Source organism: Leifsonia sp. AK011, assembly GCF_013410945.1.
In the GTDB taxonomy this organism is placed as follows: domain Bacteria; phylum Actinomycetota; class Actinomycetes; order Actinomycetales; family Microbacteriaceae; genus Rhodoglobus.
The window spans coordinates 1530028-1556352 of record NZ_JACCCH010000001.1; the positions used below are offsets into that span (position 1 = coordinate 1530028).

28 protein-coding genes are annotated in these 26325 nt (G+C 65.2%); 21 read left to right on the forward strand and 7 right to left on the reverse strand.

Annotated features, from left to right (window positions below):
* Positions 1-16 precede the first annotated feature (16 nt).
* From HDC94_RS07515 to HDC94_RS07580, 14 genes are all read left to right on the forward strand, one after another.
* A complete protein-coding gene (locus tag HDC94_RS07515; protein WP_179496334.1) occupies positions 17-673 on the forward strand; it encodes an L-threonylcarbamoyladenylate synthase in 657 nt (218 codons plus the stop codon).
* Positions 670-1920, forward strand: a complete 1251-nt coding sequence (locus tag HDC94_RS07520) for an MraY family glycosyltransferase (protein ID WP_308495746.1) — start codon at positions 670-672, stop codon at positions 1918-1920. The genes HDC94_RS07515 and HDC94_RS07520 overlap by 4 nt, the downstream gene beginning before the upstream one ends.
* Complete coding sequence (locus tag HDC94_RS07525) at positions 1917-2360, forward strand: hypothetical protein (protein ID WP_179496336.1); 444 nt, start codon at positions 1917-1919, stop codon at positions 2358-2360. The genes HDC94_RS07520 and HDC94_RS07525 overlap by 4 nt, the downstream gene beginning before the upstream one ends.
* 125 nt (positions 2361-2485) lie before the next feature.
* Positions 2486-3313 (forward strand): F0F1 ATP synthase subunit A, encoded by an 828-nt coding sequence (gene atpB, locus HDC94_RS07530; protein ID WP_179498913.1) that lies wholly within the window; start codon positions 2486-2488, stop codon positions 3311-3313.
* Positions 3314-3359: 46 nt separating this feature from the next.
* On the forward strand, positions 3360-3584 hold the full coding sequence (gene atpE, locus HDC94_RS07535) for an ATP synthase F0 subunit C (protein WP_179496337.1): 225 nt from the start codon (positions 3360-3362) through the stop codon (positions 3582-3584).
* Between the two features lie 27 nt (positions 3585-3611).
* The gene (locus HDC94_RS07540; RefSeq protein WP_179496338.1) at positions 3612-4169 is read left to right on the forward strand and encodes a F0F1 ATP synthase subunit B; all 558 of its coding nucleotides are present in this window, start codon (positions 3612-3614) and stop codon (positions 4167-4169) included.
* Positions 4170-4961, forward strand: coding sequence for a F0F1 ATP synthase subunit delta (locus tag HDC94_RS07545; protein ID WP_179496339.1), 792 nt, complete (start codon positions 4170-4172; stop codon positions 4959-4961).
* 33 nt (positions 4962-4994) lie between these two features.
* The gene (gene atpA, locus HDC94_RS07550) at positions 4995-6632 is read left to right on the forward strand and encodes a F0F1 ATP synthase subunit alpha (protein WP_179496340.1); all 1638 of its coding nucleotides are present in this window, start codon (positions 4995-4997) and stop codon (positions 6630-6632) included.
* Positions 6633-6676: 44 nt separating this feature from the next.
* Positions 6677-7576: a F0F1 ATP synthase subunit gamma gene (locus HDC94_RS07555; RefSeq protein WP_179496341.1), complete on the forward strand. Its 900-nt coding sequence runs from the start codon at positions 6677-6679 to the stop codon at positions 7574-7576.
* Positions 7577-7594: 18 nt separating this feature from the next.
* Complete coding sequence (atpD, locus tag HDC94_RS07560) at positions 7595-9055, forward strand: F0F1 ATP synthase subunit beta (protein WP_179496342.1); 1461 nt, start codon at positions 7595-7597, stop codon at positions 9053-9055.
* A 2-nt stretch (positions 9056-9057) separates the two neighbouring features.
* Positions 9058-9327, forward strand: coding sequence for a F0F1 ATP synthase subunit epsilon (locus tag HDC94_RS07565; RefSeq protein ID WP_179496344.1), 270 nt, complete (start codon positions 9058-9060; stop codon positions 9325-9327).
* A gap of 2 nt (positions 9328-9329) precedes the next feature.
* Positions 9330-9848, forward strand: coding sequence for an ATP-binding protein (locus HDC94_RS07570; RefSeq protein WP_179496346.1), 519 nt, complete (start codon positions 9330-9332; stop codon positions 9846-9848).
* Positions 9849-10592: a YaaA family protein gene (locus tag HDC94_RS07575; RefSeq protein ID WP_179496348.1), complete on the forward strand. Its 744-nt coding sequence runs from the start codon at positions 9849-9851 to the stop codon at positions 10590-10592.
* Between the two features lie 36 nt (positions 10593-10628).
* Positions 10629-11078, forward strand: coding sequence for a DUF5684 domain-containing protein (locus tag HDC94_RS07580; RefSeq protein WP_179496350.1), 450 nt, complete (start codon positions 10629-10631; stop codon positions 11076-11078).
* Here the strand turns inward: HDC94_RS07580 and HDC94_RS07585 are convergent.
* The 4 genes from HDC94_RS07585 to HDC94_RS07600 form a co-directional block, all read right to left on the reverse strand.
* Positions 11060-11644, reverse strand: coding sequence for a DNA-3-methyladenine glycosylase I (locus HDC94_RS07585; protein WP_179496352.1), 585 nt, complete (start codon positions 11642-11644; stop codon positions 11060-11062). The genes HDC94_RS07580 and HDC94_RS07585 overlap by 19 nt on opposite strands.
* Positions 11641-12153 carry a methylated-DNA--[protein]-cysteine S-methyltransferase gene (locus tag HDC94_RS07590; protein ID WP_179496354.1) on the reverse strand — a complete coding sequence of 171 codons (513 nt, stop codon included), beginning with the start codon at positions 12151-12153 and terminating at the stop codon, positions 11641-11643. The genes HDC94_RS07585 and HDC94_RS07590 overlap by 4 nt, the downstream gene beginning before the upstream one ends.
* 91 nt (positions 12154-12244) lie before the next feature.
* The gene (locus tag HDC94_RS07595; RefSeq protein WP_308495661.1) at positions 12245-13333 is read right to left on the reverse strand and encodes a hypothetical protein; all 1089 of its coding nucleotides are present in this window, start codon (positions 13331-13333) and stop codon (positions 12245-12247) included.
* A gap of 75 nt (positions 13334-13408) precedes the next feature.
* Complete coding sequence (locus tag HDC94_RS07600; RefSeq protein ID WP_179496356.1) at positions 13409-13966, reverse strand: YceI family protein; 558 nt, start codon at positions 13964-13966, stop codon at positions 13409-13411.
* A gap of 141 nt (positions 13967-14107) precedes the next feature.
* Here HDC94_RS07600 and HDC94_RS07605 point away from each other — a divergent pair, with 141 nt between their 5' ends.
* Genes HDC94_RS07605 through HDC94_RS07615 form a run of 3 tightly spaced genes read left to right on the forward strand, consistent with a single transcriptional unit; the run spans position 14108 to position 18368 of the window.
* Positions 14108-14680: a TetR/AcrR family transcriptional regulator gene (locus HDC94_RS07605; protein ID WP_179496358.1), complete on the forward strand. Its 573-nt coding sequence runs from the start codon at positions 14108-14110 to the stop codon at positions 14678-14680.
* Positions 14681-14682: 2 nt separating this feature from the next.
* A complete protein-coding gene (locus HDC94_RS07610; protein ID WP_179496360.1) occupies positions 14683-16416 on the forward strand; it encodes an ABC transporter ATP-binding protein in 1734 nt (577 codons plus the stop codon).
* A gap of 29 nt (positions 16417-16445) precedes the next feature.
* Positions 16446-18368 carry an ABC transporter ATP-binding protein gene (locus tag HDC94_RS07615; RefSeq protein ID WP_179498917.1) on the forward strand — a complete coding sequence of 641 codons (1923 nt, stop codon included), beginning with the start codon at positions 16446-16448 and terminating at the stop codon, positions 18366-18368.
* Between the two features lie 14 nt (positions 18369-18382).
* Here the strand turns inward: HDC94_RS07615 and HDC94_RS07620 are convergent, their stop codons facing one another.
* From HDC94_RS07620 to HDC94_RS07630, 3 genes are all read right to left on the reverse strand, one after another.
* Positions 18383-19741, reverse strand: a complete 1359-nt coding sequence (locus HDC94_RS07620) for an FAD-binding oxidoreductase (protein WP_179496362.1) — start codon at positions 19739-19741, stop codon at positions 18383-18385.
* Positions 19742-19843: 102 nt separating this feature from the next.
* Positions 19844-21241, reverse strand: coding sequence for an aspartate aminotransferase family protein (locus HDC94_RS07625; protein ID WP_179496364.1), 1398 nt, complete (start codon positions 21239-21241; stop codon positions 19844-19846).
* A 37-nt stretch (positions 21242-21278) separates the two neighbouring features.
* Positions 21279-21761, reverse strand: a complete 483-nt coding sequence (locus HDC94_RS07630; RefSeq protein ID WP_179496366.1) for an Lrp/AsnC family transcriptional regulator — start codon at positions 21759-21761, stop codon at positions 21279-21281.
* Between the two features lie 123 nt (positions 21762-21884).
* On the opposite strand from HDC94_RS07630, the gene HDC94_RS07635 reads away from it, so the two are divergent.
* From HDC94_RS07635 to HDC94_RS07650, 4 genes are all read left to right on the forward strand, one after another.
* Complete coding sequence (locus tag HDC94_RS07635; RefSeq protein ID WP_179496368.1) at positions 21885-23318, forward strand: gamma-aminobutyraldehyde dehydrogenase; 1434 nt, start codon at positions 21885-21887, stop codon at positions 23316-23318.
* Between the two features lie 35 nt (positions 23319-23353).
* A complete protein-coding gene (locus tag HDC94_RS07640; protein ID WP_179496370.1) occupies positions 23354-23905 on the forward strand; it encodes an FHA domain-containing protein in 552 nt (183 codons plus the stop codon).
* Complete coding sequence (locus tag HDC94_RS07645) at positions 23902-24765, forward strand: PP2C family serine/threonine-protein phosphatase (RefSeq protein WP_179496372.1); 864 nt, start codon at positions 23902-23904, stop codon at positions 24763-24765. Before HDC94_RS07640 ends, HDC94_RS07645 begins: the two co-directional genes overlap by 4 nt.
* 129 nt (positions 24766-24894) lie before the next feature.
* Positions 24895-26319, forward strand: coding sequence for a serine/threonine-protein kinase (locus tag HDC94_RS07650; protein WP_179496374.1), 1425 nt, complete (start codon positions 24895-24897; stop codon positions 26317-26319).
* Positions 26320-26325 lie beyond the last annotated feature (6 nt).

Consider the following 26325-nt stretch of genomic DNA (forward strand, 5'->3'; position numbering starts at 1 on the left):
GTACGATGAACGCACCATGCCTCCCATCTACGACTGCTCGGTAGAGGCTGAACTTCTCACCGGCATGCGACTCGCGCGCGCCGCCATTGGCCGCGGCGACCTCGTCGTCATGCCCACGGACACCGTCTACGGGGTCGCAGCCGATGCTTTCTCGCCGAGCGGCGTCGAGAAGCTCGTGACCGCGAAGGGTCGCACTCTCGCCTCGCCTCCGCCCGTGCTGATCCCGGGAATTCCGACGTTGGATGCCCTCGCGGAGAGCGTGCCGGATGAGGTGCGCGCGCTCGTCGCGAAGTTCTGGCCGGGGGGCCTCACGGTCATCCTCCACGCGCGCAGCACCCTCACATGGAACCTCGGTGAGACCAAGGGCACGGTGGCCCTGCGCATGCCGTCGCACCCGATCGCTCTCGAGCTGCTGTCCGAGACAGGACCACTTGCCGTCTCGAGCGCCAACACCACGGGCGTGCCGGCGGCGACGACCGCCCAGGAAGCGGATGCCATGCTGGGCGACTCCGTCGCTATCTACCTCGACGGCGGACCGGGCGGCACGGTCGCCTCGACCATCGTGGATGCCACATCCCTCACCACTCCACAGGGCCGACTGCGCATCGTCCGTGAGGGAGCCATCTCCGCGGAGGACATCCGCGAGGTGGTCGGAGTGGATCGATGCGAATAGTCCTCTATGTCGCGGTGACCGGTGTCTCGGCCGCGGTGACCTTCGGGCTCGCCTGGCTGATCTGGCGGCTGTCGACGAAGTACAAGCTCTACCCCGGCATCCGTGAGCGCGACGTCCACACGAATCCGACCCCCCGCCTCGGCGGTATTGCGATGTTCCTCGGCATCCTCACTGCCTTCGCGGTAGCGTCGTTCGTTCCGCAACTGAGCCTGGTCTTCTCCGACCCCGGTCCCGTGCTCGGCCTGCTCGGCGCCGCGCTCATCATCGTGCTTCTCGGCGTTGCCGACGACCTGTGGGATCTCGACTGGCTGACCAAGCTCGCGGGCCAGATCATCGCGGCGGGCATCCTCGCGTGGCAGGGTTTCCAGCTCTCCACGCTGCCCATCGGCGGCCAGGTCATCGTCTCGCCCTACATCTCACTCACGATCACCGTGCTCGCCATCGTGCTCGTGATGAACGCGATCAACTTCATCGATGGTCTCGACGGACTCGTCGCTGGGGTCGCGCTCATCGCCAACGGCGTGTTCTTCGTCTACGTCTACATCCTGCAGGCCCGAGCCCAGACGGAGTACTTCAACCTCGCCTCGTTGACGACCGCCGTGCTCATCGGTGCGTGCATAGGGTTCCTGCCGCTCAACTTCCATCCGGCCAAGCTCTTCATGGGGGATGCCGGTGCCCTCCTCGTCGGCCTCCTCATGGCCGCGTCCGCCATCTCCGTCACCGGAGCGGTCGACCCGGGACTCATCGCCCAGCCTGACGTCTTCAACGCCTACTTCCTCGCGGCATACATCCCGATCCTGCTGCCGTTCGCGGTGCTCATCGTGCCGCTACTCGACTTCGGGCTCGCGGTGTTCCGGAGGCTGCGCGCCGGCAAGTCCCCGTTCAGTGCCGACCGCAAGCACCTGCACCACCGCCTCCTCGACATGGGCCACTCCCACCTCCACGCCGTGCTGCTCTTCTACGGGTGGACGCTCGTCGTCGCCGTCGGGTCGCTCGGCTACATGTTCCTGCCGTGGTACCTCCCGACGCTCTTCATCGTTGTGGGCCTCGCGATCTGCGCGGTGATCACGCTCTCTCCTCTCAGCAAGCGCAAAGCCCTCGAGGTCGCTGCGCAGACGGCATTGGATGAGACACCCGAGGTCGCCCGTTTCGACGGGCTCGACGCGGCATCCGAGCTCGAGGACGACTCCGATGACGAGGATGCTCGTCCCCACGCCCCAGCACCCTCCCGAAAGGCAACACCATGAAGTCCGCAACAGTCCTGGCGCGAGCCCTCGTCTACGGGGGGATCCTCACCGTGGCCATTGCGGTGGTCGGTTCGATCGTGGGTTACCTCGTCGCGGGAGTTCCCGGCCTCGTGAGTGGACTGCTCGGTGCAGGGCTTACGGCACTTTTCATGGCGCTCACCGCGGGAACGATCGTGGTGGCGGCCAAGGTCACGGGCAATGAGCCGTCGAGCGTGCTGTTCTTCGGGATCGTGCTGGGTGGCTGGCTCCTGAAGTTCGTGCTTTTCATCGCTATCCTGCTGCTCCTCCGAGGGCAGCCCTTCCTCGAGCCGCTCGTCTTCTTCTTCGCCATTCTGGCTGCTGTGATCGGCAGTCTCGTGGTGGATGTGATTGCCTTCGTCGGAGCTCGTGTGCCCTACGTCGGTGACGTGTCGCTTGGCGACGATCCCGATGCTCGATAGCGCAGAACCCCCAAGTAATAGTGTGAAGAACTCCCGATTGGGTGTGGACGGTTTCTCTTGGTAGTGTTTGAGGCGAACATCCCCCCTTCTCATCGCCGCGTGGTGACACGCCCCGATTTTCGGAGATAGCGCTGCTACACCACGCTCTCACTCTCCTCGCCCCGTTCGCCACTGATGACGGATCCGGCGGAGAGTTCCACGGGCCCTCGCTGGAAGATTTCTTCCCGCCGGTCATCTTCTTCGAAGGCACGCCCTTCGAGATCAACCGCGTGATCCTCATCAGGTTCTTCGTCGTGGCTGTTCTCCTGCTGCTCTTCTGGCTGGGTACGCGACGGATGAAGCTCATCCCTGGCCGAGGGCAGTCCGTACTCGAGTTTGCGTACGGATTCGTTCGCAACAACATCGTTTTCGGTGCTCTCGGAGAGAAGGACGGCAAGAGGTTCCTTCCGCTCCTCGTCACGATGTTCTTCTTCATCGTTGGCATGAACATCACGGGCATCATCCCCGGCATCAACCTCGCGGGCAGTGCCGTGTTCGGTCTGCCGATCGTTCTCGCGATCATCTCGTATGTGGCATTCCTGTACGCGGGCATCAAGAAGCACCCGGGCGCGTTCTTCAAGAACTCGCTGTTCCCGTCTGGCGTACCGTGGCCGCTGTATTTCATCATCACGCCCATCGAGTTCCTCTCGACCTTCATCCTGCGGCCGGTGACGCTCTCCATTCGTCTTCTGATGAACATGGTCGCCGGACACATGCTGCTCGTCCTGTGCTTCTCCGCTACGCAGTTCTTCTTCTTCAGCACCGACCTGCCGTTCACTCTCTTCGGAGCGGGAACGCTCGCGTTCGGACTCGTCTTCACGGTCTTCGAGCTGCTCGTTGCAGTACTGCAGGCCTACGTCTTCACCTACCTCACAGCCGTCTACATCCAGCTCGCGCTGGCTGAAGAGCACTAGACCGACCCCGGCACCCGCCGGAGTCAACAAACCGGAAGGAAACACAGTGAACCTCGCTGAACTGACAGGTCACATTGCCCCGATCGCCTTCGGCATCGCCACCATCGGCCCCGCCATCGGCGTGGGTATCGTCGTCGGCAAGACCGTTGAGTCGGTCGCTCGCCAGCCCGAGCTGCAGGGTCGCCTCACCGGCCTCATGTTCCTCGGTATTGCATTCACCGAGGCGCTGGCCTTCATCGCGATCGCCGTCGCGTTCATCCCCTTCCCGTAAGCCTCAGCATCGATAAAGGAGGCAGGAATGCTTAGCGCAATCCTTGCCGTAGCAGAAGAGACGGCGGAGTCGCCGAACCCGCTTCTGCCTGCGCCCTACGACATCATTTGGTCGGCGGTCTGCTTCGCGATCATCGCGGTGTTCTTCGTGTGGAAGTTCCTTCCCGCGATCCAGAAGACGCTCGATGAGCGTGCCGAGGCGATCGAGGGTGGCATCAAGAAGGCGGAGATCGCCCAGGCCGAGGCCGCCGCTGCGCTTGAGGAGTACACCGCCAAGCTCGCAGAGGGTCGTTCCGAGGCTGCAGCGATCCGGGAGCAGGCTCGCGCCGACGGCAACAAGATCATTGCTGAGCTCAAGGAGCAGGCATCGGTCGAGGCCGCTCGTGTGACGGCTGCCGCTCAGGCCCAGATCGAGGCCGAGCGCCAGGCTGCTGTTGCCTCGCTTCGCGCCGAGGTGGGCTCGCTCGCCATCGATCTCGCGTCCGGCGTGATCGGGCAGAGCCTCGCTGACGACAAGAAGGCTTCGGCACTGGTCGACCAGTTCCTGGCCGACCTCGAGAACGACGAGAAGAGCAAGGCGAAGTAGATGGGTTCCGCAACGAGGGAAGCACTGGTGTCGGCGCGCGACGCGCTCGCCGCCGTGCCCTCCAGCGCTGGGCTGGCCACGGCCGTCCAGCTCTTCGAGGCCGGTCGCATCATCGGCAACTCGGCGCAGCTGCGCGCTGCACTGGCCGACCCCGCTACTGCCGCCGACGACAAGCGCGCCGTGATCGGCAGCCTCTTCGCCTCGTTCGACGCGCCGACCAGAACTCTCCTCGCGGAGATCGCCGCATCGCGGTGGTCGACGCAGGATGACCTGCTGGCGGGGATCGAGGAGGTCGCCATCCGCGCGGCCGCCCGTTCCGCTGGCAAGGGTGTCTCCGTCGACGAGGAGCTGTTCGCCTTCGGTACTGCCGTGTCTTCCGACGCCGAGCTCGAGCTCGCCGTCGGCAGCAAGCTCGGTTCCCCCGAGTCCAAGTCGAAGCTCGTCGGTACCCTTCTCAGCAAGGCGAGCCCGCAGACGGTGACCATCGTGAACCACCTGGTCCAGCAGCCCCGGGACCGCCGCATCGGCGAGCTGATCCGGGATGCCGCGGCCATCGTTGCCGACGAGGCAGGCCTCTCCGTTGCCACCGTCGTCTCCGCATCCCCCCTCACCGCTGCGCAGCTGGACCGCCTCCGCGCGGGCCTCGCGAAGCAGCACGGTCGCGACCTGCTCCTCAACCAGGTCATCGACCCCTCGATCATCGGCGGACTTCGCGTGCAGATCGGTGACGATGTCATCGACGGCAGCGTCTCCACCCGCCTCACAGACCTCAGGATTCGGCTCGCTTCCTAGCGGCCGTCACTTTCCACGGAAGGCACAATCACAATGGCAGAACTCAGCATCAGCCCGGATGAGATCCGCGATGCGCTCAAGGACTTCGTCAAGGCGTACGAGCCCGGCAAGGCTGCGGCCACCGAGGTGGGCACCGTCGTCGACGCCGGTGACGGCATCGCGCACATCGAGGGTCTCCCCGGTGCCATGGCGAACGAGCTCCTGCGCTTCGCCGACGGTACCGCCGGCCTCGCGCTGAACCTCGACGAGAACGAGATCGGCGCCATCGTGCTCGGTGAGTTCACCGGAATCGTGGAGGGCCAGGAGGTCACCCGCACCGGCGACGTGCTCTCCGTTCCGGTTGGTGACGGCTTCCTCGGTCGCGTCGTCGACCCGCTGGGTGCCCCGATCGACGGTCTCGGCGAGATCAAGTCGGAGGAGCGTCGCGCCCTTGAGCTCCAGGCTCCCGGCGTCATGCAGCGCAAGAGCGTCCACGAGCCCATGCAGACCGGTATCAAGGCGATCGACGCCATGATCCCGATCGGTCGCGGCCAGCGCCAGCTCATCATCGGCGACCGCCAGACCGGTAAGACGGCGATCGCGATCGACACGATCATCAACCAGAAGGCTAACTGGGACTCCGGCGACGTCACCAAGCAGGTGCGCTGCATCTACGTCGCCATCGGCCAGAAGGGCTCCACGATCGCCGCGGTCAAGGGCGCGCTCGAGGAGGCCGGCGCCATGGAGTACACGACTATCGTTGCGGCCCCGGCATCCGACCCCGCAGGCTTCAAGTACCTCGCCCCCTACACCGGCTCGGCCATCGGCCAGCACTGGATGTACGGCGGCAAGCACGTCCTGATCATCTTCGATGACCTCTCGAAGCAGGCCGAGGCCTACCGTGCCGTGTCGCTCCTCCTGCGCCGCCCGCCGGGACGTGAGGCATACCCCGGTGACGTGTTCTACCTGCACTCCCGTCTGCTCGAGCGTTGTGCCAAGCTCTCCGACGAGCTGGGTGCCGGCTCGATGACCGGCCTGCCGATCATCGAGACCAAGGCCAACGACGTCTCGGCGTACATCCCGACCAACGTGATCTCGATCACCGACGGCCAGATCTTCCTCCAGTCCGACCTCTTCAACGCCAACCAGCGTCCCGCGGTCGACGTGGGTATCTCGGTCTCCCGTGTTGGTGGTGACGCTCAGGTCAAGTCGATCAAGAAGGTGTCGGGAACGCTCAAGCTCGAGCTCGCCCAGTACCGTTCGCTCGAGGCCTTCGCGATGTTCGCGTCGGACCTGGATGCCACGTCCCGTCGCCAGCTCGCCCGCGGTGCTCGCCTGACCGAGCTCCTGCGCCAGCCGCAGTACTCGCCGATGGCGGTCGAGAAGCAGGTCGTCTCGATCTGGGCCGGAACCAACGGCAAGCTCGACGAGGTCCCGGTCGAGGACATCCTGCGGTTCGAGTCCGAGCTGCACGACTACCTGGCTCGCAACACCAAGGTTCTCGACACGCTGCGTGAGACCAACGTCCTCGACGACGACACCACGAAGGCTCTCGATGAGGGCGTCGACAAGTTCAAGCTCGAGTTCCAGACGGGCGAGGGCAAGCCGCTCAACTCCGTCGGTACCGAGGTCTTCGAGGAGATCGAGGCCGAGGACATCGAGCAGGAGAAGATCGTCAAGCAGAAGCGCTGACGCTCATCACTCGACAACCACACTCAAGGGAAAGTAAGTAAGACATGGGAGCGCAACTTCGGGTCTACCGGCAGAAAATTCGTGCTGCCCAGACGACCAAGAAGATCACTCGGGCCATGGAGCTCATCTCGGCGTCGCGCATTCAGAAGGCGCAGCAGCGAGTTGCGGCATCCGGCCCGTACTCCCGTGCCGTCACGCGCGCGGTCTCGGCCGTGGCGACCTTCTCGAATGTCGACCACATTCTCACCACCGAGCCCGAGGTCATCGAGCGCGCCGCGATCGTGATCTTCTCGTCCGACCGCGGTCTCGCGGGTGCGTTCAACTCGAACGTCCTGCGCGAGGCAGGCGAGCTCGCCGCTCGTCTGACGGCTGAGGGCAAGGACGTCGTCTACTACCTCGTCGGTCGCAAGGCCGCCGCGTACTTCCAGTTCCGCCGGCGCGACGCCGAGCAGATCTGGACGGGCGGCACGGACTCTCCGGAGTTCGCGACGGCGAAGGAGATCGGCGACGCGGTCGTCGCGAAGTTCCTGCAGCCCGCAAGCGAGGGTGGCGTGGATGAGATCCACATCGTCTACAACCGCTTCGTGAGCATGCTCGTCCAGGAGCCCGAGGTGGTCCGCCTTCTCCCGCTCGAGGTCGTGGAGGGTGTCGAGGCACCTGCGGAGAGCGACATCCTGCCGCTGTACGAGTTCGAGCCAGAGGTCGGCGATGTTCTGGATGCCCTCCTCCCTGTCTACATCGAGAGCCGCATCTTCAACGCGATGCTGCAGTCAGCCGCTGCCAAGCACGCTGCCACGCAGAAGGCGATGAAGGCGGCGAGCGACAACGCGGACAAGCTCATCAAGACTTATACGACGCTGGCCAACAACGCGCGCCAGTCCGAGATCACCCAGCAGATTTCCGAGATCGTGGGCGGCGCAGACGCCCTCTCCTCGGCGAAGTAACGACAGGAAGAGAACACAATGGCTACCGCTACGAAGAAGGCCCCCGAGGCCAAGGCAGCAACAGGCGTCGGGCGCATCGCGCGCGTCACCGGCCCCGTCGTTGACATCGAGTTCCCGCACGACGCGATCCCGGGCATCTACAACGCGCTCAAGACGACCGTTGCCGTCGCCGGTGAGCAGACCGAGATCACCCTCGAGGTTGCACAGCATCTCGGCGATGACCTGGTTCGTGCCATTGCCCTCAAGCCGACCGACGGTCTCGTCCGTGGCCAGGAGGTTCGCGACACGGGTGAGCCGATCACGGTTCCCGTGGGTGACATCACCAAGGGCAAGGTCTTCAACGTCATCGGCGAGGTCCTCAACGGTGAGCCCGGCGAGAAGATCGAGATCACGGAGCGCTGGCCCATCCACCGCAAGCCCCCGGCATTCGACCAGCTCGAGTCGAAGACGGAGCTCTTCGAGACCGGCATCAAGGTCATCGACCTCCTCACCCCCTACGTGCAGGGTGGAAAGATCGGTCTCTTCGGTGGTGCCGGTGTTGGTAAGACCGTTCTCATCCAGGAGATGATCCAGCGCGTCGCCCAGGACCACGGTGGTGTCTCGGTGTTCGCCGGTGTCGGTGAGCGCACCCGTGAGGGCAACGACCTCATCGGTGAGATGGAGGAGGCGGGCGTCTTCGACAAGACCGCGCTCGTCTTCGGCCAGATGGATGAGCCGCCGGGAACGCGTCTCCGCGTCGCCCTCTCCGCACTCACGATGGCCGAGTACTTCCGTGACGTGCAGAAGCAGGACGTTCTGCTCTTCATCGACAACATCTTCCGCTTCACGCAGGCCGGTTCCGAGGTCTCCACGCTTCTGGGCCGCATGCCCTCCGCCGTGGGTTACCAGCCGAACCTCGCCGACGAGATGGGTATCCTCCAGGAGCGCATCACCTCGACGCGTGGTCACTCGATCACCTCGCTCCAGGCGATCTACGTGCCCGCTGACGACTACACCGACCCGGCTCCCGCGACCACCTTCGCCCACCTGGATGCCACGACCGAACTCAGCCGTGAGATCGCGTCCAAGGGTCTCTACCCCGCAGTCGACCCGCTGACCTCGACGAGCCGCATCATGGACCCCCGTTACCTGGGCGAGGACCACTACCGCGTCGCCACCAGCGTCAAGGCGATCCTGCAGAAGAACAAGGAACTCCAGGAGATCATCGCCATCCTCGGTGTCGACGAGCTCTCCGAGGAGGACAAGATCACGGTGTCGCGTGCGCGCCGCATCCAGCAGTTCCTCTCGCAGAACACCTACATGGCCAAGAAGTTCACCGGTGTTGAGGGTTCGACCGTTCCGCTCAAGGAGACCATCGAGTCGTTCGACGCGATCGTCAAGGGCGACTTCGACCACGTCGCAGAGCAGGCGTTCTTCAACGTCGGTGCGATCTCCGACGTTGAAGAGGCTTGGGCTCGCATCCAGAAGGAGAACGGCTAACCATGGCCGAGCTCACGGTGAGCGTCGTCTCTGCCGACCACGAGGTGTGGTCCGGCACGGCGAAGCAGATCATCGCGCGTACGACCGAGGGTGAGATCGGAATCCTGCCTGGCCACGAGCCGATCCTGGCGATCCTCGCCAAGGGTGAGGTTCGTGTGACCACGCCCGACGGTACGGTCCTCAGCGCCAACGCGGACGACGGATTCCTCTCGGTCGAGCACGACATCGTCACTGTCGTCGCTCGTAACGCCGAACTGGTCGCGACGGCCTAGTCATGCTTGTCGTGATGGCGGGGTTGCCCGGTACCGGAAAGTCCACGATCGGACAGGTCGTGGCTGGTCGGTTGGGCATCCCTGTCGTACCGGTCGACCCGATCGAGACGGCGATCCTCCAGGCGGGTATCGCGAGCGATCAGCCCACGGGGCTCGCTGCCTACCTCGTTGCCGAGACTCTTGCCGAGCGCGTTCTCGAGGCAGGTACCGGGGTTCTCGTGGACGCCGTCAATGCGGTCGCACCCGCGCGTGAGCAGTGGGTCAACCTTGCGACACGACTGGGTGAGCCGATCAAGTTCATCGAGGTCGTGTGCTCGGACCCCGACCTCCACCGTGAGCGCATCGAATCGTGGCGTCGAAGCATGCCGCACATCCAGCTCACGTGGAACGCGGTCGAGCAGAGCCTGGACGATTACTCCGAGTGGACGGGTGACAGCGCCGCGGTGGCTCGCATCACGCTCGACTCGGTTGAGCCCCTGGGCACCAACGTCGAGCGCGCGGTCGCGTTCCTCCAGTCGTAGGTGCTGCTCCTTCTCCCACCGTCCGAGACCAAGAGGGACGGCGGTGTCGCCGGCACCTCGCTCGACCTCGCTGCGTTGTCGTTCAGTCAGTTGGGGCCGCAGCGCCGCAAGGCCCTCGCAGCACTTCGCACGGTGTCTCGCACCACGTCGCTCGCGACGCGCGCGTTGGGACTCGGGCCAACACAGAGTTTCGAGGTCGCCCGCAACCGCGCCATCGGCACGTCCCCGCTCCTGCCCGCCCTCGAGCGGTACACGGGTGTGCTCTACGACGGCCTGGATGTCACCAGCCTGACCCCGGAGCAGCGCGCATTCGCACACGAACACGTCGCGATCCACTCCGCACTCTTCGGCATGCTGGCGGCGGATGACGCGATCCCCGCGTATCGCCTGTCACATGATTCGCGGCTCCCGGAGCTGTCACTGCGCACGCTGTGGCGTCCTGCGATCTCCTCCGTTCTCGGCTCGCACGATGGACTGATCCTGGATCTGCGTTCGGAGGCGTACGCGACGCTGGGTCCCGCGCCAGCTGGATCGTGGTACCTGCGTGTGGTCACGCAGAACTCGGCCGGTCGTCGCGTCGCGCTCAGTCACTTCAACAAGAAGGCGAAGGGTGAGTTCACCCGGGCCGTCATCGTGGCGGGTATCGATCATCCGGACGTCGCTTCGCTCTTCGCGTGGGCCGAGAGCTCCGGACTCCGACTCGAGCAGGGTGCGCCGGGCGAGATCGATCTCGTGGTCGGCTAGAACGCGGGCCGAGCCAGCTCCTTGTAGGGTTCTGACGTGACCGACTACAACGAGACAGCGCTGAACGCCGTCCTCCTGGTCCTGGCCATCTCCGTCGTGGTAACGCTCGTGCTCGTCCTCGTCGGGTACGTGGTCATGGCGATCGCCCTGATGACCTTCTTCCGGAAGGTGGGGGTTGAGCCGTGGATAGCGTGGGTGCCGTTCTATTCGACCTGGAAGTGGCTAGAGATCGGTGGGCAGCAGGGTGCCTTCGTGCTCTTCTGTCTGATCCCCTACGGGTCGATCGTCACGTCGGTGTTCCTGTACATCGGTATGTATCGAACGGGGATCGCGTTCGGCCGTGATGCGGGATTCCTGGTGCTCGGCATCTTCCTCCCCTTCGTTTGGGCATTCATGCTCGGAGCTGAGGAATCCGTCTACCACCCAGAGCGCATCACGGCAGCAGGCTATCCGCCCCCCTTGGCGGGCTACGGTTCGGCGCGGTAGCAGCCGACCACGTGGTCGTCCACGAGCCCAGCCGACTGCATGAGGGCGTACATGGTCGTCGCGCCGACGAAGCGGAAGCCCCGGGCGCGGAGCTCCCTGCTGAGCGCCTTCGATTCTGGAGTCTCCGCAGGGAGCTCTGAGGGCGAGTGCGGGCGCCTGGCGCGCGGCGGGGGAGCGAATGACCACACCAGGTCATCGAGGGCAGCCGGGTTCTCGGCCGTCAGTTCAAGTACTGCACGCGCGTTGCCGATTGTGGCCTCGATCTTTGCGCGGTTGCGGATGATGCCGCTGTCCAGCATGAGACGCTCGACATCGTCTGGGCCGAGGGCGGCGACGACGACCGGATCGAATCCCGCGAAGGCGGCCCTGAACCCCGGTCGACGCTTGAGGATCGTGATCCACGAGAGGCCGGCCTGAAAGCCCTCGAGGCTGATCTTCTCGAAGAGGCGGTCACGCCCGTGAAGGGGAAACCCCCATTCCTCGTCGTGATACCTCTGGTACTCAGGATCACTCCCGGCCCACGAACACCGTGCGATGCCGTCTTCTCCGACGATGACGTTGCTCATCGGTGGGGGATCCCCTCGTGGTCGAGGAGCCAGACTTTGGTCGGGATGCCATTGCCACCGCTGTAGCCAGTGATCCTGCCATCCGACGCGAGCACGCGGTGGCAGGGAACGATGATCGGGACGGGATTGGCGCCGACCGCGCCGCCGACAGCCCTCCCCGCGGTTGCCCGACCCGTCGCCTGTCCGAGGTATCCGTAGGAGACCACGTTCCCGAAGGGAACCGCGTCGAGTTCGGCCCACACAGCCCGCTGGAACTCCGTGCCGCCCAGGGTCACCGGAACATCGAACTCCTGGCGAGTGCCGCCGAAGTACTCCTCGAGCTGTGCCACCGCTGTCTCGAGCACAGCTGTGGAATTCTCCGGGAGTTCCTCCCAGGGGAGGTGGCCCTCGCGTTCGATTGCGAGCGAGGTGATGCTGGTGCCATCGCTCGTGATCTCGATTCGCCCCAGAGGCGAATCGGTGCGAATCAGGTATTCGGGGGTCACATCGGTCAACGATCGGGAGAACATGCTTCGACCCTAATGTGGCGCGGCGACACTGCTCTGGCTCTTTTCGGACATCGGGATTCTTCCCGTGTCGCGAGCGCTGGGGAGGAGCAGACTACTCGTTCGTCGAGCGCGGTGGATCGATGTTCAGAGCGGCCTGCAGGTCATCGACGACGGCGCTGAGCTCCTCGAGCTGGGTCCGCAGAGATTCGTATTCCTGTGCTCGGGCATCGATCGACACGTACAGCGCGTCGAGGTCGGAACCGCGAGCGAGAAGCGCATTGCGTTCGGCGTCGAACTGGGCCTGCGACGAGAAGTCGCCGGAGTCGGCTCGGGCATTGAAGTTGTCGATGTCGATGTTCAGTTGGTCGTAGCCGGCGTTGTAGTAGTCGTAGTCGGCTGTGATGCTGGCATCCAGCTCCTCCATCTTCGCGATGATGGCGTCGCCCTGCGCGATCTGGTCGCGAATGACCGCCTGCGCCTTCTCGTTCAGTGCGACGACCGCCGAACGGTCCGCGAAGTACCGGGCGAAGTGCGCCTCGAGCTCGGGGCTGAGATCCGCGAACTGGGTGCCGATGATCGAGTGCAGTTCGTTGGCCCGCTCGCCGGGTTCGACCTCGGCGTAGAACTCGAGCGTGGCGGCGAGTTCCTCGTCGTCCGCTCGGTTTGTCACCTCGGCCTCGAGGAGCGGCTCGAGTGCCAAACGCTCGGAGGGAGACATCCGATCCCACGCCGCATGGAGCATCTCGTGGGCCGCCGTGACCTCCTCAGCGCCATCGAGACGCTCATCGGTCACCTGGTACAGGAAGATCTGCTGATAGCCCGTGAGGTAGCACCCGAGGATGCCGGCGCCCTCGACCTGGCTGCAGATCGGGTCGAACTCCTCCTCGGGGATCACGACGGGTTCGGAGGCGAAGTAGAGGAACCTGCCCTCGTCGGTCATGGTCGTGCGCTCCACGTGGCTCTCGACCGCGGCGCTCGGTGTGAAGTTCCAGATCGTGATCTGGTCGCGCACCCGCTGCTGATTGGCCGCGAGGAGGATGAGTGCTACCGTCGCCGCCACTGTCAGCAGCACGGCGAGGGCGATCAGTATCGCGCCGCCCACTCCCAGGCGAGCCCGGGGAGGTGGAGCGAAGGCAGCCAGAACGGGTTCGGCGGGGAGGTTCTCCGGTGCAGGCGGGGTGGCGGCGTCGAACTCAGTCACAGGATGACTCTATAGACGAACGACGGCGGGTGCCGGTCGCCCGGAACCCGCCGTCGCAGGAGGTGTGGTGGGGAGCTACGGCTGCAGGACGACCTGGAGGTCGAGATTGATGGTGACGTCGTCGCCCAGCGTGACTCCGCCGGCCTCGAGCGCGTTGTTCCAGCTCACACCGAAGTCGTGGCGGTTGATCTTCGTGGTCGCGGTCGCGCCCGCCTTGGTCTGGCCGTATCCGTCAGTGATGATTCCACCGAACTCGCCCTTGAGGACGACGCTCTTGGTGACACCGCGCAGGCTCAGGTCGCCCGTGACCGTGAAGTCATCGGGGCCGCCCTCGACGGAGGTCGAGGTGAACGTCATCTCGGGGTGCTCGTCCACCAGGAAGAAGTCACTCGTGCGGAGGTGCTGGTCGCGCGCCTCGACGCCGGTGTTGACGGATGCCACGTCGATGGTGGCCACGACGGTGGAGTCCTTCGGGTCCTCAGCGGTGACGATCGTCACATCGAAGGTCTCGAACGTGCCGCGCACCTTGCTGATCATGAGGTGCTTGACGGTGAACGAAATCTCGGAGTGGGTGGGGTCGAGCTTCCACGTGCCGGCGATGTAGTCAGGGTGGATGTCAGTAGAAATGGTCATGACTCCATGCAAGCGCATGGACGGCTGATTCATTCCCGATTTAGTGGACGTGTCATCAAAAATTTCCGAACACGTCATCGTGGCCTGCCCGAGGCTCGCTGGGAGTTGCTGAGTGAGTGCTCACTCAGGTAGCATCCTCCCATGCCCAGCGCAGGACGAGCGCCAGCGTTGTCGGTGGAGGACCGACAGGCGATGATCATCGAGCGAGTCATCCCACTGCTCCTCGAGCACGGTCGAGAGGTGACCTCGAGGCAGATCGCCGAGGCCGCGGGTGTCGCTGAGGGCACCGTCTTCCGTGCATTCGGCGACAAGGAGACGCTCATCGAGGCTGCCGCCACCGCATTCCTGGAGGGTCGGCACCGCGTCGACCTGGAACCGGACATCGACCCGCAGCTCCCCCTCGAGAAGAAGCTGCGTCTCCTGGTCGAGGGCATGCGACACCGCGTTCGGGACGTGATGCGGATGGCTGCGGTCGCAGGGCACCGCGGACCGGGCGCGGGCGAGGCGCAACGCCTCAGGTTCAATGCGATGATCTCGGCGGTCTTCGACGGCGATCGAGCTCAGCTCCGGATCGATCCGGACGAGCTGGGTGACTACCTCCGCATGATCGCCATCGCGTCGACCATACCGATCGGCTCCCGACAGTTCTCCACCGACGAGATCGTGGGATTCCTCCTCCACGGGCTAACCCTTCCCCCAACGAGCGGAGTCTGACCATGCTTCTGTCTCTCGTGCTGCGATTCCTCCGGCCGCACTGGCCCGTTGTTGCCGCCGTGGTCGTGTTCCAACTCGTCCAATCGATCGCCTCGCTCTATCTGCCGAGCCTCAACGCGGACATCATCGACAACGGAATTGCGACGGGGGATACGGCCCACATCCTCTGGATCGGCCTGATCATGCTGGGCATCACACTCGTGCAGGTTGCCGCCGCGATCATCGCGGTGTACTTCGGTGCACGGGCGGCGATGGCAGTCGGGCGCGACCTGCGCACGGCGATCTTCCAGCGGGTCGGTGAGTTCTCGGAGCGGGAGGTCTCCCGTTTCGGCGCTCCGTCACTCATCACGAGGACCACCAACGACGTTCAGCAGGTCCAGGTGCTTGTCCTCACGACCTTCACACTCCTCGTGTCCGCCCCGATCCTCGCGATCGGAGGCATCGTGATGGCACTCCAACAGGACGTGGAGCTCTCCTGGATCATGGTCGTGGCGATCCCCGTTCTCCTGGTGTCCATCGGCCTCATCATCAGCAGGATGGTGCCGATGTTCCGGCTCATGCAGTCGCGCATCGACACGGTCAACAGGGTGTTGCGCGAGCAGCTGTCCGGCATCCGTGTCGTCCGCGCCTTCGTGCGTGAGGGGCTCGAGAGCCGGCGCTTCGAGCAGGCCAACGAGGATGTCACGCAGACCGCGATCAGCGCAGGCAGGCTCTTCGCCCTCGTGTTTCCCGTCGTCATGCTCATCATGAACGTCTCGAGCGTTGCCGTTCTCTGGTTCGGTGCGTTCCGCGTCGACGATGGCTCGATGCAGATCGGGGCCTTGACGGCCTTCCTGCAGTACCTCATGCAGATCCTCATGGCCGTGATGATGGCGACCTTCATGGCGATCCTCATCCCGCGCGCATCGGTGTCGGCCGACCGGATCGGTGAGGTGCTGGCCACGAGCACGTCGGTCGTTCTGCCCACGCACGGGGTGTCCGAGCTCCCGAGGAGCGGCTCCCTCGAGCTCCGCGGCGTCGAGTTCAGCTACCCCGGAGCCGAGCAGCCAGTGCTCCGCGACATCAGCTTCGTGGCGCAGCCCGGACAGACCACGGCGATCATCGGCAGCACGGGCGCGGGCAAGACCACCCTCGTCAATCTCCTGCCGAGACTCTTCGACGCGACGGCCGGTGCCGTGGTCCTGGACGGCGTGGACGTCAGGGACCTCGACCCGGACGTCCTGTGGGGCCGAATCGGCCTCGTGCCGCAGAAGGCCTACCTCTTCTCGGGGACGGTGGCGAGCAACCTGCGATACGGCAAGCCGGATGCCACGGACGATGAACTGTGGCGTGCGCTCGAGATCGCACAGGCCGAGGACTTCGTGCGGGCGATGCCGGAGGGGCTGGACTCACCCATCTCGCAGGGCGGCACCAACGTCTCGGGTGGTCAGCGCCAACGGCTCGCGATCGCGCGGGCCCTCGTCAAACGCAGCGAGATCCTGGTCTTCGATGACTCGTTCTCCGCGCTCGACACGGCAACGGATGCCCGGCTCCGTCGAGCACTCACCCGGGCAGAGCGCGCGACCACGAAGATCATCGTCGCGCAACGGGTGTCGACCATCGTCGACGCCGACCAGATCCTCGTGATCGACGACGGGGAGATCGTCGGCCGCGGTACTCACGATGAGTTGCTCGCCACCAATGAGACCTACGCAGAGATCGTGGCCAGCCAGCTGAAGGCGGAGGACGCAGCGTGACATCCGCACAGCAACGACCAGCCGTCCGTATGCCAGGGCGCGGCGGCGGACCATTCGGCCAGGCGGGGATGCCCGTCGAGAAATCGATGGCGTTCCTGCCGTCGGCGAAGCGGCTCCTGGGTCGCCTCCGACCGCACCGCATGGCTGTGGCGTGGGTTGTGATCCTCTCGGTCATCAGCGTGACCCTGAGCGTGATCGGACCGCGTCTGCTGGGTGCAGCGACCAACCTCATCTTCGAGGGCGTGATCTCCGCGCAGCTACCCGCGGGCGTGACACAGGAGCAGTTCATCGAGCAGCTTCGCGCGTCGGGGGATACCCAGCGCGCCGACTTCTTGAGCGGGATGACGCTCGTGCCCGGGCAGGGCATCGACGTGAGCGCCCTGCAGCTCGTTCTCGGAATCGCCCTCCTGCTCTACGTGCTCTCGTCGGTCTTCTCGTGGTTGCAGGGGTACGTGCTCAACGGCGTCGTCCAGAGAACGGTCTTCCAACTCCGGGCCGACGTCGAAGCGAAGATCAACCGCCTGCCGCTGAGCTACGTTGACAAGACGCAGCGCGGCGAACTCCTCAGTCGCGTGACGAACGACGTCGACAACATCGGTCAGTCGATGCAGCAGACGCTCAGCCAGCTCGTGACCTCGTTGCTGACGGTTATCGGCGTTCTCGCCATGATGGTGCTGATCTCGCCCGTCCTTGCGCTCATCGCGTTCGTGACCATTCCCCTCACCTTCTTCATCACCGCCCAGATCGCCAAGCGGTCGCAGAAGCTCTTCGTCGCCCAGTGGACCCACACGGGCGCGCTCAACGCGCAGATCGAGGAGGCGTACTCGGGCCACGCGCTCGTGAAGGTGTTCGGCAGGCACCGGGAGGTGGAGCAGCGGTTCGCGGAGAAGAACGACGAGCTGTACACCGCGAGCTTCGGTGCCCAGTTCGTCAGTGGCATCATCATGCCGGCGATGATGTTCGTCGGGAACCTCGTCTACGTCGCCATCGCCGTCGTCGGGGGTCTCTTCGTCTCGAACGGGTCACTCAGCCTCGGTGACGTTCAGGCGTTCATCCAGTACTCCCGGCAGTTCACCCAGCCGCTCAGCCAGTTGGGCTCGATGGCCAACCTGCTGCAGTCCGGCGTGGCATCCGCCGAGCGTGTGTTCGAGCTCCTCGACGCCGAGGAGCAGTCGCCCGACCCATCGGAGCCGGAGAGCCCGCGGGAGCCGGAGGGCCGCCTCGCGTTCGAGAACGTCTCGTTCAGCTACGACGCCGAGAAGCCGCTCATCGAGGATCTCTCCCTGGTTGCCCGACCTGGGCACACGATCGCCATCGTCGGGCCGACGGGAGCAGGCAAGACCACCCTCGTCAACCTCATGATGCGGTTCTACGAGATTGACGGCGGGCGCATCACGCTAGACGGAGTCGACATCGCGACCATGACGAGGGACGACCTCCGCTCCCGCATGGGCATGGTGCTCCAGGACACCTGGCTCTTCGCGGGCACCATCCGGGACAACATCGCCTACGGGCGCCCGGATGCCACGGAGGAGGAGATCCTGGATGCGGCCCGCGCAACCTATGTGGACCGGTTCGTCCATTCGCTCCCCGATGGCTACGACACCGTTCTCGACGACGAGGGTTCGAACATCAGCGCAGGTGAGAAACAACTCGTGACGATCGCACGGGCCTTCCTCGCCCGACCGAGCGTGCTCATCCTCGACGAGGCGACGAGTTCCGTGGACACCCGCACGGAGGTGTTGGTGCAGGAGGCGATGAAGGCCCTGCGGTCGGATCGCACGAGCTTCGTGATCGCCCACCGGCTCTCCACCATTCGCGATGCCGACGTGATCCTCGTGATGGAGGCTGGTGCGATCGTGGAGCAGGGCAACCACGAGGAGCTGCTCGCGGCGCGCGGCGCCTACTTCGAGCTCTACACGTCGCAGTTCGCCGCCGCGATCACGGAGTGAGTCGGGTGGAACCCTCAGTGGCCGACGAGGGGCGCCATGAGCTTGGCAGCGACCGAGGGTCTGCCGAACATCCGCTCCTCGGTGTCGGCAACGGTCATGGCGACCAGGCCGGCGTTGGCGCCGACGAATCGCAGCGGTTCGGGTTCCCACCGCGGTGACCGATGGCCGACCCAGGGTAGGCCCGTGACCTCGGATTCCGTGTCCGTGATCAGATCCGCGAGCGTGCGCCCCGCGAGGTTCGTGGTGCTGAGGCCGTCACCGACGTAGCCGCCTGCCGTTCCCATGCCCGTTGCGCGATCCCATCGGACGGAGGCGTGCCAGTCCCGGGGCACCCCTAGCGGTCCGCCCCAGCCATGGGTGACCTTCGCGTCCCCGATGACCGGGAAGAGCTCGCCGAGCGACCGCCGCAAGTGGTCGAACACGGGCTGGACCCTGTCGAAGCGATCACGCACTGTGCTTCCCCAGTGGTAGCGGGCGCCGCGACCGCCGAACGCGAATCGGTTGTCGGCGGTTCGCTGGCCGTAGATCAGGAGGTGGCGGAAGTCGGTGAACGTCTGCCCGTGTTCGATCCCGATCTCCTCCCAGGTCGACTCGGGGAGTGGCTCGGTCGCGATCATGAGCGAGTAGAGGGGGAGCAGATCGCGTCGATGGCCGTTGAGCGTCGGCGTGTAGCCCTCGAGCGCCACGATGATGGCGTCGGCTCGAACAGTGCCCCGATTCGTTCTGACCACGCCAGGCTCGACGTCCACCACCTCAGTGAGCTCGTGGATCACAACGCCACGGTCCTCGACCGCGTGGGCGAGGCCGCGCACCAGTTTCGCGGGGTGCAGCCGGGCGCAGGCGGGATCGAAGGTGGCGCCGAGGGAACCAGCGGCCCTGACGCGGTCGGCACCCCAGAGCTCGACGGTGTCGACGCCGTAGCGCGCGGCATCCGCGGCTTCCTCCTGCGCTGCCGTCCACTGCACCGGTGACCGCGCGAAGCTGACCGTGCCGCCTTTCACGTAGTCGATGTCGAGGCCGAGGGATGCCGCGACGGAACCTACCTCGTCGACGGTCGCGATCATCGCCCGGCGCATCGCCACGGCGGCCTCCCGCCCGTAGGCTGCGGCAAGCGACGCCGTGGAGCGCGGGAACAGGGCGCTGCACCAGCCGCCATTCCGGCCGGAGGCCCCGAATCCGGCGATCTCCTTCTCGAGCACGACAATACGAAGCGTCGGATCCCGCTGAAGCAGGTACCACGCGGTCCACAGCCCCGTAAGCCCGCCCCCGACGATCGCAACATCCGCGTCCCTGTCGCCGGGAAGCGGCGCGCGCGGTGTCAGGTCGTCCTGAACAGAGTCATGCCAGTACGACAACCCGCGATAGCCGGTCATCGTCCCTCGCTACCCGCTCCACAAGGCGGCGACTTGCTCGCCGCCGAACGATCCATCCTCATAGCCAACTGCGGCGCGCCGCAGGGGCGGCGGCGCGCAAAGCTACAGCCTCGTCCATGCCTCAGTCAGGACGCCTCGCAGGATGCCCTCGATCTCGTCGAACTCGGGCTGTCCGATCGTCAGCGGCGGCGCGAGCTGGATGACGGGGTCGCCCCGGTCGTCCGCGCGGCAGTAGAGGCCAGCCTCGTAGAGCGCCTTGGAGAGGAAGCCGCGAAGCAGACGCTCCGATTCATCCTCGTTGAAGGTCTCCTTCGTCTCCTTGTCCTTCACGAGCTCGATGCCGAAGAAGTAGCCGTCGCCGCGCACATTGCCGACGATGGGCAGGTCATTCAGCTTCTCGAGCGTCGCCCGGAAGGCTGGCGAGTTCTCGCGCACGTTGTCGTTGAGCTTCTCCTCCTCGAAGATGTCGAGGTTTGCGAGCGCCACGGCGGATGACACGGGGTGACCGCCGAACGTGTAGCCGTGGTAGAACGACGTGTTGCCGTGCTTGAAGGGCTCGTACACCTTGTCGGACACGATCGTCGCGCCGATGGGGGAGTAGCCGCTCGTCATGCCCTTGGCGCACGTGATCATGTCCGGCACGTAGCCGTACGCGTCGCAGGCGAACATGTGCCCGATCCGACCGAAGGCGCAGATGACCTCGTCGCTCACGAGGAGAACGTCGTACTTGTCGCAGATCTCCCGGACGCGCTCGAAGTAGCCGCGCGGGGGTGGGAAGCAGCCGCCCGAGTTCTGGACCGGCTCGAGGAAGACCGCAGCAACTGTCTCCGGGCCCTCGAAGTGGATCATCTCCTCGATCCGGTTCGCAGCCCACTGGCCGAACTCGTACTCGTCGTCACCCGTTCCTGAGGGCACGAAGCCCATCTCGTCGGCGCGGTAGTAGTTGGTGTTAGGGACGCGGAAGCCGCCGGGCGTCACCGGTTCGAACATCTCCTTCATCGCGGGGATGCCCGTGATCGCGAGGGCGCCCTGGGGTGTGCCGTGGTACGCGATCGACCGCGAGATGACCTTGTGCTTGGTGGGGCGACCCTGCAGCTTCCAGTAGTACTTGGCGAGTTTGAAGGCGGTCTCGACTGCCTCGCCACCACCGGTGGAGAAGAACACCCGGTTCAGGTCGCCGGGCGCGTACGAGGCGAGCCGGTCGGCGAGTTCGATGGCGTTCGGATGCGCGTACGACCAGATCGGGAAGAACGCGAGCTCCTCGGCCTGCTTGGCGGCAACCTCTGCGAGGCGCTTGCGACCGTGCCCGGCATTAACGACGAACAGGCCACTCAGGCCGTCGATGTACTTCTTGCCCTTCGAGTCCCAGATGTGGTGACCCTCGCCCTTGACGATGATCGGCACGCCGTGGCCGTCCTCCATGACGGATTGACGGGAGAAATGCATCCAGAGGTGGTCTTTGGCCTTCTGCTGCAGTGCGGCCTCGTTGAGTTCGGCCATGGCTATCGTTCCTTCTGCTGTTGTAGGCGGGGCCCGTCTAGCGGGTGCCCCAGTTGTAGAACTGCTTGTGGAGGCGCAGGTAGACGAAGGTCTCCGTCGACTGCACCCCCTCGATCTGGCGGATCTGCTTGTTCAACAGGTCGATGAGGTCGTCGTCGTTCTCGCAGACGACCTCCGCGAGGATGTCGAAGCTGCCAGCCGTGAGTACCACGTAGTCGACCGCGGGAAGGCGACCGAGCTCCTCGGCGACATGGGTCGTGTCTCCCGTGACGCAGATCCCGACCATGGCCTGGCGGTAGAAGCCGAGCTGCATCGGATCGGTCACGGCGACCACCTGCATAACGCCGGCCTCGGTCAGTTTCTGCACCCGCTGGCGAACGGCCGCCTCGCTGAGCCCGACGGCTTTGCCGATCTCGGCGTAGGAGCGTCTACCGTCGCTCTGGAGCTGCTCGATGATCGCCTTGGAGACGCCATCCAGCTGTACTGGCTTGGTCGGGGTCGGCCGCGACACGCTGCTCATGGCTTGATTCTGTCAGTGGATTGGACTCCAGACAAGCGAATCCGCACAAGACGCGCTCGAATGCGGGGCAAATCCGTAGCTCGAGAGGTAGAGCGCCACGGCCTCGCCGACTAAGTTATTGACATGAGCGCATCGGAGATCAAGAACTTCATCGGCGGCAGCTACGTGAGTGCGAAGGGCGACGACAGTTTCGCCGTCATCGATCCCGCGACAGAGGAGACGTACGCGACATCCCCCGTGTCCGGGCAGGCGGACGTCGACGACGCGTTCGCGGCAGCGGCATCGGCTTTCGAGGAGTGGGGCGAGACCACGCCGGCGGAACGGCAGCTCGCACTCTTCAGGATCGCGGACGCCATGGAAGCGCGGGCCGAGGAGTTCGCCGACCTCGAGTCGAAGGACACCGGAAAGCCCCGTGCCTCGCTCGTCGAGGACGAGATCATGCTCTCCGTCGACCAGATCCGCTTCTTCGCCGGAGAAGCCCGCCACCTGAGCGGCATGGCCACGGGTGAGTACATGAAGGACCACACGTCGAGCATCCGCCGTGAGCCCATCGGTGTCATCGGCCAGGTCACCCCGTGGAACTACCCGCTCAACATGGCGGTGTGGAAGTTCGCCCCCGCGATTGCTGCGGGGAACACGACGGTGCTCAAGCCGAGCGACACGACGCCATCATCGACCCTGCTGCTCGCCGAGGTCGCCGCGGAGTTCCTGCCGGCAGGTGTGCTCAACGTCATCACCGGCGACCGCACCACCGGGGCGAAGATGATCGAGCACCGCACACCGCAGATGGTCTCGATCACGGGATCGGTCCGTGCCGGTATGGAGGTGGCCAAGGCCGCGGCATCCGATCTCAAGCGCGTTCACCTCGAGCTCGGCGGCAAGGCCCCCGTGATCGTGTTCGAGGATGCGGACATCGCCTCCGCCGTGGAGGGCATCGGAATCGCAGGCTACTTCAACGCAGGTCAGGACTGCACTGCGGCGACGCGGGTTCTCGTCCACCAGGACGTGCACGACGAGTTCGTGGCTGCGATGGTCGCCTGGGCGAAGGAGAACGCCAGGACGGGAGCGCCGAGCGACGACGGCATCCTCTTCGGCCCGGTGAACAACGCCAACCAGCTCGAGCGCGTCTCGGGAATCATCGATGCTCTGCCGAGTAACGCGACCGTCGAACTCGGTGGTCACCGCCAGGGTTCCACGGGCTACTTCTACGAGGCGACGGTCGTCTCCGGTCTCCAGCAGACGGATGACGCGATCCAGAACGAGATCTTCGGCCCGGTCATCACGGTGCAGAAGTTCTCGGATGAGAAGCAGGCCCTCGAATGGGCGAACGGCGTGAGCTACGGTCTCTCGTCGAGCGTCTGGACGAAGGACCACTCGCGCGCGATGCGCTTCGCCAAGCACCTCGACTTCGGCTGTGTCTGGATCAACACACACATCCCCCTCGTGGCCGAGATGCCGCACGGTGGCTTCAAGCACTCCGGCTACGGCAAGGACCTCTCGTCCTACGGGTTCGAGGATTACACGCGCGTGAAGCACGTGATGTCGTTCATCGGGTAACTCGCCGGACACCCGGCATCCCTATGCTGGTGGCCATGGGCGATGATTTCGATGACACGATCATCGTGCCGTCGCGGCGGGACGAAAGCCCGGGCGGGCACGCGATCGAGGACACCATCATCTCCCAGCGTGGCCTTCGGGAGATCAGGACCCCGGCCCCTTCCGTGGCCGAACCGGACGGTGCATCCGCGCCGGATCCCGAACCCTCGACCGCGCACTTCGCACTCCGAATAGGACTTGGTGGACACCTCGTGGCACTCGACGTTCCCTGCTACATCGGGCGCAACCCCCACCCACCGCGGATCTCCCGTGAGACGGCGCCCCGTCTCGTACGCGTGCCCTCTCCTGCGCGGGAGGTGTCCTCGACACATCTCGAAGTTCGTGAGGTGGGGACCGCCGTCGTGGTCACAGACCTCCGTTCGACCAACGGCACGTCGGTGCTCACACCGGGGTCCTCCCCGAGAACGCTGCGGCAGGGTGAATCCATCGTGGTTCCCGCTGGCACCCTGCTCGACCTCGGGGACGACAATGTTCTCCAGGTCGTCGCGCTGACAGTTCCCCCCTCCAGCGAGAGGGTCGCGTCATGACCGAGATCGGCAATGGTTCGATCGTCCACAGCATCACGGTTCCCGGGAGCGACGAACTCCTCACCCTGTCGTGGGCCGCGGTGACGGATGTCGGACGCCGACGTGCGGCGAACGAGGACAGCTACCTCGCCCGCTCGCCGGGCTTCGTCGTCGCCGACGGGATGGGTGGACACTCCGCGGGCGACCTCGCGAGTGCGGCCGTCGTCGAGCGCCTCGCCGAAGCGCTGACCGGTGACTTCTCGACTGTCGTCGACCTGGAGCGTGCGCTCGCGTCGGCGACCGACGACATCACGGTCATCGCCGACGGTAGCGCCCTCGGTGTCGGAACCACCGCGACGGGCGCCGTGCTCGTACTGCGCGACGGGCATCCCTACTTCGCCGTCTTCAACATCGGAGACAGTCGCGTGTACGCCTTCGAGGGCAACGAACTCACACAGGTCACGATCGATCACTCCGTCGTCCAGGAGCTCGTCGAGTCCGGGGCGCTCAGCAAGGAGGACGCAGAGTTCCACCCGGACAGCAACGTCATCACTCGTGCTGTCGGATTCGGTGTCGCCCCGGTAGCGGACTACTGGATGGTTCCCGTGCGCGCCGGCCTTCGCATCCTCGTCTGCTCCGATGGACTGACCAAGGAGATCAATGACGAGCGCATCCGCCTTCACCTTGCGGCGGGCCTGTCGAGCGAGGAGACCGCGGGTGCACTCGTCGACGCGGCTCTCGCCGCAGGGGGGCGCGACAACGTCACCGTGGTCATCGTCGACGTGATCGCCGCACCCACTGCCCCGGGCGGCGAAGCGGATGATTCGGACGACGGCTACGACATCGAGGACACCGCGCCACGCCCGCCGCGGGCCCTCTGACCGGCCTTGTCGCCCTGCCCACAACTGGGGTAACGATAGGTCCGCATTATGGGGGACTCATGGCCCCGTCGGGATATGCCCCGCTTACACTAGACACTACGTCCAGAGGTAGAGGTCCAGGGGGTGTTCGTGGCGCGAAGGCTTCCGTCCCAACCTCCGATCCTGCCCGGATTCTCACACATCCACGTGCTGGGGTCTGGCGGCTTCGCCGATGTGTTCCTGTACGAGCAGAACATGCCTCGCCGGCAGGTCGCGGTCAAGGTGATGCTGGCCGAGATCGTCAACGATCAGGTGCGGCAGATGTTCCAGGCCGAGGCCAACCTGATGGCCCAGCTGTCTGCGCATCCCTCGATCCTCACGGTCTACCAGGCGAGCGTCTCAGCAGACGGTCGACCGTACCTCGTCATGGAACTGTGCTCCTCGGCCCTCAGTCAGCGCTACCGGAATGAGCGCATTCCCGTTCCCGAGGTTCTGCGCATTGCGGTCAAGATCGGGAGCGCGATCGAGACCGCACATCGTGCGGGCGTTCTCCACCGCGACATCAAGCCATCGAACATCCTTCTGACGGCATACGGCCATCCGGTCCTCAGCGATTTCGGCATCGCGGCGACGCTCAGCGAGGCGAGCGAGCGCGAGGCAGTGGGCATGTCGATTCCCTGGTCGGCGCCCGAGGTGCTCATGGATGAGACATCGGGCACCATCGCAAGCGAGGTGTGGGCCTTCGCGGCGACGGTGTACTCGCTCCTGGCCGGACGGTCGCCGTTCGAGGTGCCCGGGGAATCGAACAAGTCCACCGATCTCATCGGCCGGATCAACCGTGCCAGGGTGCAGCCCATCAATCGCAGCGACGTGCCGGCGAGCCTGGAGCGTGCGCTCCAGCGTGCGATGTCGCGCAAGCCCGAGAACCGGCAGGCGAGCGTCATGGAGCTCGTCCACGAGATCCAGGCGGTCGAGTCCGAGATCGGCGTTCCCCAGACTGCCGTGGAGATCGCCGTCGACGATTGGGCATCGTCGACGGTCGCCGACCTGGAGGATCGCACGGTGATCCGCGGGGGTGCCACTCCGCGCGGTTCCGTGTCCCAGCGTCGTCGACGTCGCCGGGGAATCGACCAGTCCTACAACTCGGTGGGCACGATCGTGAAGGATGACGCGCCGCTGCCGAGGAGCACGGGCGCTCGCCGATCCTCCAGCGGTGGCCCCATGACCGCTCTCGCCTGGGCGGTTGTGGCCGCCGCGACTCTCGTGGTGGTGCTCGGGGCTGTCGCCACCTTCGTGCTGCTGCGCTCGGGCTCGAGTGACATCCCGACCGTCGCGAACATCGAGGCGACCACCCAGGACTCCGCCGTCGAATTCACGTGGAGCGACCCGGGTATCGACGCGGAGGACACGTACCAGGTCTCAACGAACGACGGTGGCGCTCCGATTCTCCAGCGCAACACGAGCTTCATCGTGAACTCCGAGCCGGGCGGCCGAGTCTGCATCACGGTTGCCGTCAACCGCGAGGGCAAGAGCGGAGCCTCGAGCGCCGAGAAGTGCGTGGACGTTCCCGAGTGATGGTGA

Coding starts and splice junctions, on each gene's coding strand:
- HDC94_RS07515 (WP_179496334.1), top strand. CDS start 17: ATGCCTCCCATCTACGACTGCTCGGTAGAGGCTGAACTTCTCACCGGC.
- HDC94_RS07525 (WP_179496336.1), top strand. CDS start 1,917: ATGAAGTCCGCAACAGTCCTGGCGCGAGCCCTCGTCTACGGGGGGATC.
- HDC94_RS07540 (WP_179496338.1), top strand. CDS start 3,612: ATGCTTAGCGCAATCCTTGCCGTAGCAGAAGAGACGGCGGAGTCGCCG.
- HDC94_RS07545 (WP_179496339.1), top strand. CDS start 4,170: ATGGGTTCCGCAACGAGGGAAGCACTGGTGTCGGCGCGCGACGCGCTC.
- atpA (WP_179496340.1), top strand. CDS start 4,995: ATGGCAGAACTCAGCATCAGCCCGGATGAGATCCGCGATGCGCTCAAG.
- HDC94_RS07555 (WP_179496341.1), top strand. CDS start 6,677: ATGGGAGCGCAACTTCGGGTCTACCGGCAGAAAATTCGTGCTGCCCAG.
- atpD (WP_179496342.1), top strand. CDS start 7,595: ATGGCTACCGCTACGAAGAAGGCCCCCGAGGCCAAGGCAGCAACAGGC.
- HDC94_RS07565 (WP_179496344.1), top strand. CDS start 9,058: ATGGCCGAGCTCACGGTGAGCGTCGTCTCTGCCGACCACGAGGTGTGG.
- HDC94_RS07570 (WP_179496346.1), top strand. CDS start 9,330: ATGCTTGTCGTGATGGCGGGGTTGCCCGGTACCGGAAAGTCCACGATC.
- HDC94_RS07585 (WP_179496352.1), bottom strand. CDS start 11,644: ATGAGCAACGTCATCGTCGGAGAAGACGGCATCGCACGGTGTTCGTGG.
- HDC94_RS07590 (WP_179496354.1), bottom strand. CDS start 12,153: ATGTTCTCCCGATCGTTGACCGATGTGACCCCCGAATACCTGATTCGC.
- HDC94_RS07600 (WP_179496356.1), bottom strand. CDS start 13,966: ATGACCATTTCTACTGACATCCACCCTGACTACATCGCCGGCACGTGG.
- HDC94_RS07605 (WP_179496358.1), top strand. CDS start 14,108: ATGCCCAGCGCAGGACGAGCGCCAGCGTTGTCGGTGGAGGACCGACAG.
- HDC94_RS07610 (WP_179496360.1), top strand. CDS start 14,683: ATGCTTCTGTCTCTCGTGCTGCGATTCCTCCGGCCGCACTGGCCCGTT.
- HDC94_RS07615 (WP_179498917.1), top strand. CDS start 16,446: ATGCCAGGGCGCGGCGGCGGACCATTCGGCCAGGCGGGGATGCCCGTC.
- HDC94_RS07620 (WP_179496362.1), bottom strand. CDS start 19,741: ATGACCGGCTATCGCGGGTTGTCGTACTGGCATGACTCTGTTCAGGAC.
- HDC94_RS07625 (WP_179496364.1), bottom strand. CDS start 21,241: ATGGCCGAACTCAACGAGGCCGCACTGCAGCAGAAGGCCAAAGACCAC.
- HDC94_RS07630 (WP_179496366.1), bottom strand. CDS start 21,761: ATGAGCAGCGTGTCGCGGCCGACCCCGACCAAGCCAGTACAGCTGGAT.
- HDC94_RS07635 (WP_179496368.1), top strand. CDS start 21,885: ATGAGCGCATCGGAGATCAAGAACTTCATCGGCGGCAGCTACGTGAGT.
- HDC94_RS07640 (WP_179496370.1), top strand. CDS start 23,354: ATGGGCGATGATTTCGATGACACGATCATCGTGCCGTCGCGGCGGGAC.
- HDC94_RS07645 (WP_179496372.1), top strand. CDS start 23,902: ATGACCGAGATCGGCAATGGTTCGATCGTCCACAGCATCACGGTTCCC.